This is a genomic window from Pseudomonas sp. HMWF021, assembly GCF_003061005.1.
Classification (GTDB): domain Bacteria; phylum Pseudomonadota; class Gammaproteobacteria; order Pseudomonadales; family Pseudomonadaceae; genus Aquipseudomonas.
On record NZ_QAIK01000177.1, the window covers coordinates 1 to 5,014 of the forward strand.

Below are 5,014 nucleotides of genomic sequence, written 5' to 3' on the forward strand. Positions count from 1 at the left end.
GGCTGCAAGGTGTTGAAGGAGCAGGTGAGCGCACAACTGGGCAACCTGGGCTGGAGCGATTATCACGGCTGGTGGCTGGCCTGCGGCACCGGGACGACGCTGGCAGGGTTGGTGCTCGCCGAGGCAGGTGCGCATCCGGTGTATGGCGCGCTGGCGGTGCCCGAGGATCATGGTGTGGCGCCGCAGGTGGCGGCAATTGTGCGGGAGGCTGGGCTGGAAGCGGCACTTTACACGTTGATCGACGCCAGCCGGGGTGGTTTCGCCAAGGTTGATCCGGTGTTGCTTGAATTCATCGACAACACTGAACGGTGCAGCGGCATTCCATTGGAATCCTTGTATACCGGCAAGGCGCTTTTAGCGCTCAAGGAGCAGATCGAGGCGGGCGGATTCGAGCCAGGCACACGGTTGATCTTCGTGCATACCGGCGGCCTACAGGGGCGCCGCGGATTCACCACAGGATGAATGAGTAACCCTGTGGTGAGGGGATTTATCCCCGATGGGCTGCGCAGCGGCCCCTCATTGGACACGCACTGAGTCTGATCCACCGTGTGCACAGGTTTTAGGGCCGCTTCGCAGCCCATCGGGGATGAATCCCCTCACTACAATGGTCAAAACCTGGCGTCAGCGCGGAGCGCGCTTGGGCATCATCCGCAACAAGGTGTTATCGCCCACCACATAATGGTGATAAAGCCCCGCCAGCGCATGCAGGCCGATCAGCCAGTAGCCGGTATTGCCGATCAACACGTGCCAGTGCTCCACCTGCTTGGCGAACGCCTTGTCTTCATGGACCAGCAGCGGCAGATCGAAGCCGTAGAACATCACCTGATGCCCTTCGGCGCTGGTGATCAGCCAGCCAAGGATCGGCATGCTGATCATGAACAGGTACAACAGCCAGTGCATCACCCTTGCCAGCAATGTCTGCCATTGCGGCGAGGCCGGGAAGATTTTCGGTGCGGGGCCGATGCTGCGGGCCACCAGACGAAACCACACCAGCACGAACACGGTCAGGCCGAGCATGTAATGCACTTCGCGGATCAGCGTGCGGCCACCACTGCCCTTTGGAAAGATCCCCCGAAGCTCCATGCTGGCGTACACCAGGATCAACAGAAGCAGCATCAGCCAGTGCAACAGCACGGACACGGTGCTGTAGCGGGATTCGGAACTTGTCCACGGCATACGGTATTTCCTCACAGATCAGGGGGGCGCTACAGGCCGTTCTTGAGCGACGGCATGCTTTAACTGTAATCCGCTTTGGCGGATTTGCCTGAGGCTGATCGGAGTTTCAATGCGCTGAATCAGGGCTTGAGCCAAAAAAAACGCCAGAGTCGCAAAGGCCCTGGCGTTTTTTGTTGTGTTGACGAAAAGCGTGATCAGCTCGACTGCGGCATCTCGCCGTTGGCCAGACGCTTGTTGATGTCGGCAATCACTTCCGGCAGATCGCTGATGGTGTCGATCATGTAGTGCGGGCGCGAGTCGGCGAACAGCGCATGGATGCGTTTGCGTTCGCTGGCCAGTTCGTCGCTGCCCAGCGCACGGTAGCCGGCGTAGTCCAGGCCCAGCGCGTTGCCGGAGCAGATCAGCGCCACGGTCCACATCCCGGCGCGACGGCCTTCGAGGATGCCCGGCACGGTGTCGTCGATTTTCACGCAGGCCGCGACATCATCGATGCCCAGCGCAATCACGTTGGCCAGTGCCTGAGCCGGCCATGGGCGACCGTTCGGCACTTCGTCGGTGGCGACCACGTGGTCGGCGACATAGCCGTTGGTGGCGGCCAGCGCCACGACCTTGTCCATCACCTGTTTCGGATAGCCGGAGCAGGAGCCGATCTTGATCCCTTGCTGGCGCAGGTTGGCAATGGTTTCCAGGGCGCCGGGAATCAGCGCCGAGTGCTCGGCGATCTTCTCGATCTGCAGGGGCATGAAGCGGTTGTAGATCGCGGTCACGTCGTCATCGGTCGGGGTGCGGCCGAACGCTTTGCGATAACGCTCGGCGACCTGCGGCTGATCGCACAGGGTGCGGATGTGGTCCCACTTGCCCATGCCCATCGGGCCACGGGCCTCTTCGATGGACACCTGAACGTCGAATTCGGCAAAGGCTTCGACGAAAATCTGCGTCGGCGCGAACGAGCCGAAATCCACCACGGTGCCGGCCCAGTCGAGGATGGCGGCTTGCAGTTTGCTTGGGTTTACGTAGTTCATGGCAATCGATTCCTGAGTAGGCAATGCAATTCAAAAGGTTCGGCGAACCTGTGGGAGCGGGCTTGCCCGCGATGGGGCTCTTTCAGTCGACATCTATGCTGATAGTCAGACCGCTATCGCGGGCAAGCCCGCTCCCACAGGTATCGTGGTGTTTCAGATATCGAGGACTTCCATCTCGCGCAGCACTTCACCCACGGCCGCCACCGCCTGGCGCATTTCGTCCGGGGTAACGTGGCCGATGCAGCCGACGCGGAAGGTTTCGACCTGGGTCAGTTTGCCGGGGTAGAGGATGTAACCCTTGGCCTTGACCCGTTCGTAGAAGTCCTTGAACTGGTAGCGCGGATCCGTCGGCGCATGGAAGGTGGCGATGATCGGCGCTTGGATCGCTGCCGGCAGGAAGCTGCGCAGCCCGAGCTTGCCCATCTCTTCCATCAACGCCTGACAGTTGGCGGCGTAACGCGCATGGCGCGCCGGCAGGCCACCTTCTTCGTTGTATTGCAGCAACGCTTCGTGCAGCGCCGCGACCACGTGGGTCGGCGGGGTGAAACGCCACTGGCCGGTCTTCTGCATGTAAGCGTGCTGGTCATACAGGTCCATCGCCAGCGAGTGCGAATTGCCGGCCGCTGCTGCCAGGGATTCTTTGCGAGCGAAGACAAAACCCATCCCCGGCACGCCTTCCAGGCACTTGCCTGAAGCGGCGATCAACGCATCGAACGGCACTTTTTGCGCGTCTACTGGCAGGGCGCCGAACGAGCTCATGGCATCGATGATCAGGCGCTTGCCGTGTTGCGCCACAACCTCGGCGATTTCCGGCAAAGGGTTGAGGATGCCGGTGCTGGTTTCGCAATGAATCAGCGCGACGTGGCTGATGTCGCCATCGGCGCGCAGCAGGCGGTCGACGTCGGCAGCGGTGGTCGGTTCGTCCTCAGCGGTTTCGAAAGTGCTGAACGAGCGGCCAAGCACTTCGCAGATCTTCGCCAGACGCTTGCCGTAGGCACCGTTGATCAGCACCAGTACCTTGCCATCGCGCGGCACCAGCGTACCGATCGCCGCTTCAACGGCGAAGGTGCCGCTGCCCTGCAATGGCACGCAGTGGTGCGTGGCGGCGCCGTTGATGATCGCCAGCAATTGTTCGCAAAGGCTGGCGGTCAGTAGATTGAAGCGGTCATCCCATGACCCCCAGTCGACCATCATTGCCTGGCGGGTGCGGGCCGAGGTGGTCAACGGGCCGGGAGTGAGCAGGATGGGTGCGGCAGTACTCATTCGTGTGTCCTCGCGATAGCGCTGTGGGATGAAGCTACGGGGCATACGTTGCAATTCGGCGGTGTATCAATCAAATTGTTTGTTGTTATGTCAGCCATCAGTGAGGGTTATTCATGAACCTGTTCCAGCTGCGCGCCTTCGACGCCGTGGCCCGGGAGGGCAGTTTCACTCGCGCCGCCGCGCGCCTGTTCATCAGCCAGCCGGCGGTCACCGGACACATCAAGGCGCTGGAGGAGCACTACCAGATCACCCTGTTACGGCGCACCGCGCGTCGGGTCGAACTGACCGAGGAGGGCACCAAACTGGCAGCGATCACCCGCGCGATGTTCGGTCTGGCCGAGGAAGCGCAGACCCTGCTCGAAGCCAATCGTCAGTTGCTCACCGGGCGCCTCGAAGTGGCGGCGGACGGCCCGCACATGGTCATGCCGATGCTCGCCAGCCTGCGTGCGCGCTATCCGGGGATCACGGTGAATCTGCGTCTGGGCAATGCGCAGGAAACCCTCGCCGCGCTGTTGTCCGAGCATGCCGACGTGGCGGTGCTGACCGAGGTCGAACCGCGCAAGGGCCTGCATCTGCAAGCCTTGAGCGAATCGCGGATCTGCGCACTGGTGCCCGCCGCGCATGCGTGGGCGCAGCGGGCCGGGGAGGTCAAGCTCAGGGAGCTGGATCAGGTGATCATGGTGTTACGCGAGCCGAGTTCGATTACCCGGCGCACCTTCGATCAGGCCTGCGCGCAGGCGGCGGTGCATCCACGGGTGTTGCTGGAGCTGGACAGCCGCGAGGCGGTGACTGAAGCGGTGGCGGCGGAGCTGGGGGTGGGCGTGGTGTCGTCGGTGGAAGTCAGCCATGACCCGCGGGTGGTGGCGATTCCGATTGCCGGGGACGGGCTGGTCAATCGGCACATGATTGGCTGCATGGAACGGAGGCGGGAGTTGCGCCTGATCCAGGCGTTCTTCGATCTGGCGTCGGCCTGATACACCGAGTTATGGCCCTTCGCGAGCAGGTATTGCGCCATGCCCCTATCCCCTGTAGGAGCTGCCGCAGGCTGCGATCTTTTGATCTTGTTTTTTAAAAGCAAAATTAAAAGATCGCAGCCTTCGGCAGCTCCTACAGGGGTTGTCAGTTGAGGCTCTCGCGCACCATGTCGAGAAACGTCGCCACCACTCGCCGCGAACTCTGCTCGCGCAAGCACACCAGCGTCTCGGTCAACCGCCGGGTGCAATCGGTGATCGGCAACGCGCACACCCGTGAATCCCCACCGCCTCACGACACACCGGGGTGCCTTCATCCACTGGTATTGCGCCATGCCCATATCCCCTTGTAGGAGCTGCCGAAGGCTGCGATCTTTTGATCTTGTTTTGAAAGCAAAATCAAAAGATCGCAGCCTTCGGCAGCTCCTACAGGGGTTGTCAGTTGAGGCTCTCGCGACCCATATCGAGAAATGTTGCCACCACCCGCCGCGAACTCTGCTCGCGCAAGCACACCAGCGTCTCGGTCAACCGCCGGGTGCAATCGGTGATCGGCAACGCGCACACCCGTGAATCCCCACCGCC

At 61.9% G+C, this 5,014-nt stretch carries 4 protein-coding genes and 3 pseudogenes; 2 read left to right on the plus strand and 5 right to left on the minus strand.

Features of this window, described 5'->3' with window-relative positions:
• Positions 1–462: pseudogene (locus tag DBR18_RS25345) on the plus strand (1-aminocyclopropane-1-carboxylate deaminase); the annotation flags it as partial.
• Between the two features lie 159 nt (positions 463–621).
• On the opposite strand, the gene DBR18_RS25350 reads toward DBR18_RS25345, so the two are convergent.
• From DBR18_RS25350 to DBR18_RS25365, 3 genes are all read right to left on the minus strand, one after another.
• Positions 622–1,176, minus strand: a complete 555-nt coding sequence (locus DBR18_RS25350; protein ID WP_108592373.1) for a cytochrome b — start codon at positions 1,174–1,176, stop codon at positions 622–624.
• 194 nt (positions 1,177–1,370) lie between these two features.
• Positions 1,371–2,198, minus strand: coding sequence for a phosphonoacetaldehyde hydrolase (gene phnX, locus DBR18_RS25355; RefSeq protein WP_108592374.1), 828 nt, complete (start codon positions 2,196–2,198; stop codon positions 1,371–1,373).
• 153 nt (positions 2,199–2,351) lie between these two features.
• Positions 2,352–3,461: a 2-aminoethylphosphonate--pyruvate transaminase gene (locus DBR18_RS25365; RefSeq protein ID WP_108592375.1), complete on the minus strand. Its 1,110-nt coding sequence runs from the start codon at positions 3,459–3,461 to the stop codon at positions 2,352–2,354.
• Between the two features lie 113 nt (positions 3,462–3,574).
• Here DBR18_RS25365 and DBR18_RS25370 point away from each other — a divergent pair, with 113 nt between their 5' ends.
• The gene (locus tag DBR18_RS25370; protein ID WP_108592376.1) at positions 3,575–4,435 is read left to right on the plus strand and encodes a LysR substrate-binding domain-containing protein; all 861 of its coding nucleotides are present in this window, start codon (positions 3,575–3,577) and stop codon (positions 4,433–4,435) included.
• A gap of 145 nt (positions 4,436–4,580) precedes the next feature.
• Here the strand turns inward: DBR18_RS25370 and DBR18_RS25380 are convergent.
• Together DBR18_RS25380 and DBR18_RS25385 are read right to left on the minus strand one after the other, a co-directional pair.
• A pseudogene (locus DBR18_RS25380) lies at positions 4,581–4,721 on the minus strand (LysR family transcriptional regulator); the annotation flags it as partial.
• Between the two features lie 149 nt (positions 4,722–4,870).
• Positions 4,871–5,014, minus strand: a pseudogene (locus tag DBR18_RS25385) (LysR family transcriptional regulator); the annotation flags it as partial.

What these genes read in the sequence shown, in the direction of transcription:
- DBR18_RS25350 (WP_108592373.1), bottom strand. Translation starts at nt 1,176, where the DNA reads ATGCCGTGGACAAGTTCCGAATCCCGCTACAGCACCGTGTCCGTGCTG.
- phnX (WP_108592374.1), bottom strand. Translation starts at nt 2,198, where the DNA reads ATGAACTACGTAAACCCAAGCAAACTGCAAGCCGCCATCCTCGACTGG.
- DBR18_RS25365 (WP_108592375.1), bottom strand. Translation starts at nt 3,461, where the DNA reads ATGAGTACTGCCGCACCCATCCTGCTCACTCCCGGCCCGTTGACCACC.
- DBR18_RS25370 (WP_108592376.1), top strand. Translation starts at nt 3,575, where the DNA reads ATGAACCTGTTCCAGCTGCGCGCCTTCGACGCCGTGGCCCGGGAGGGC.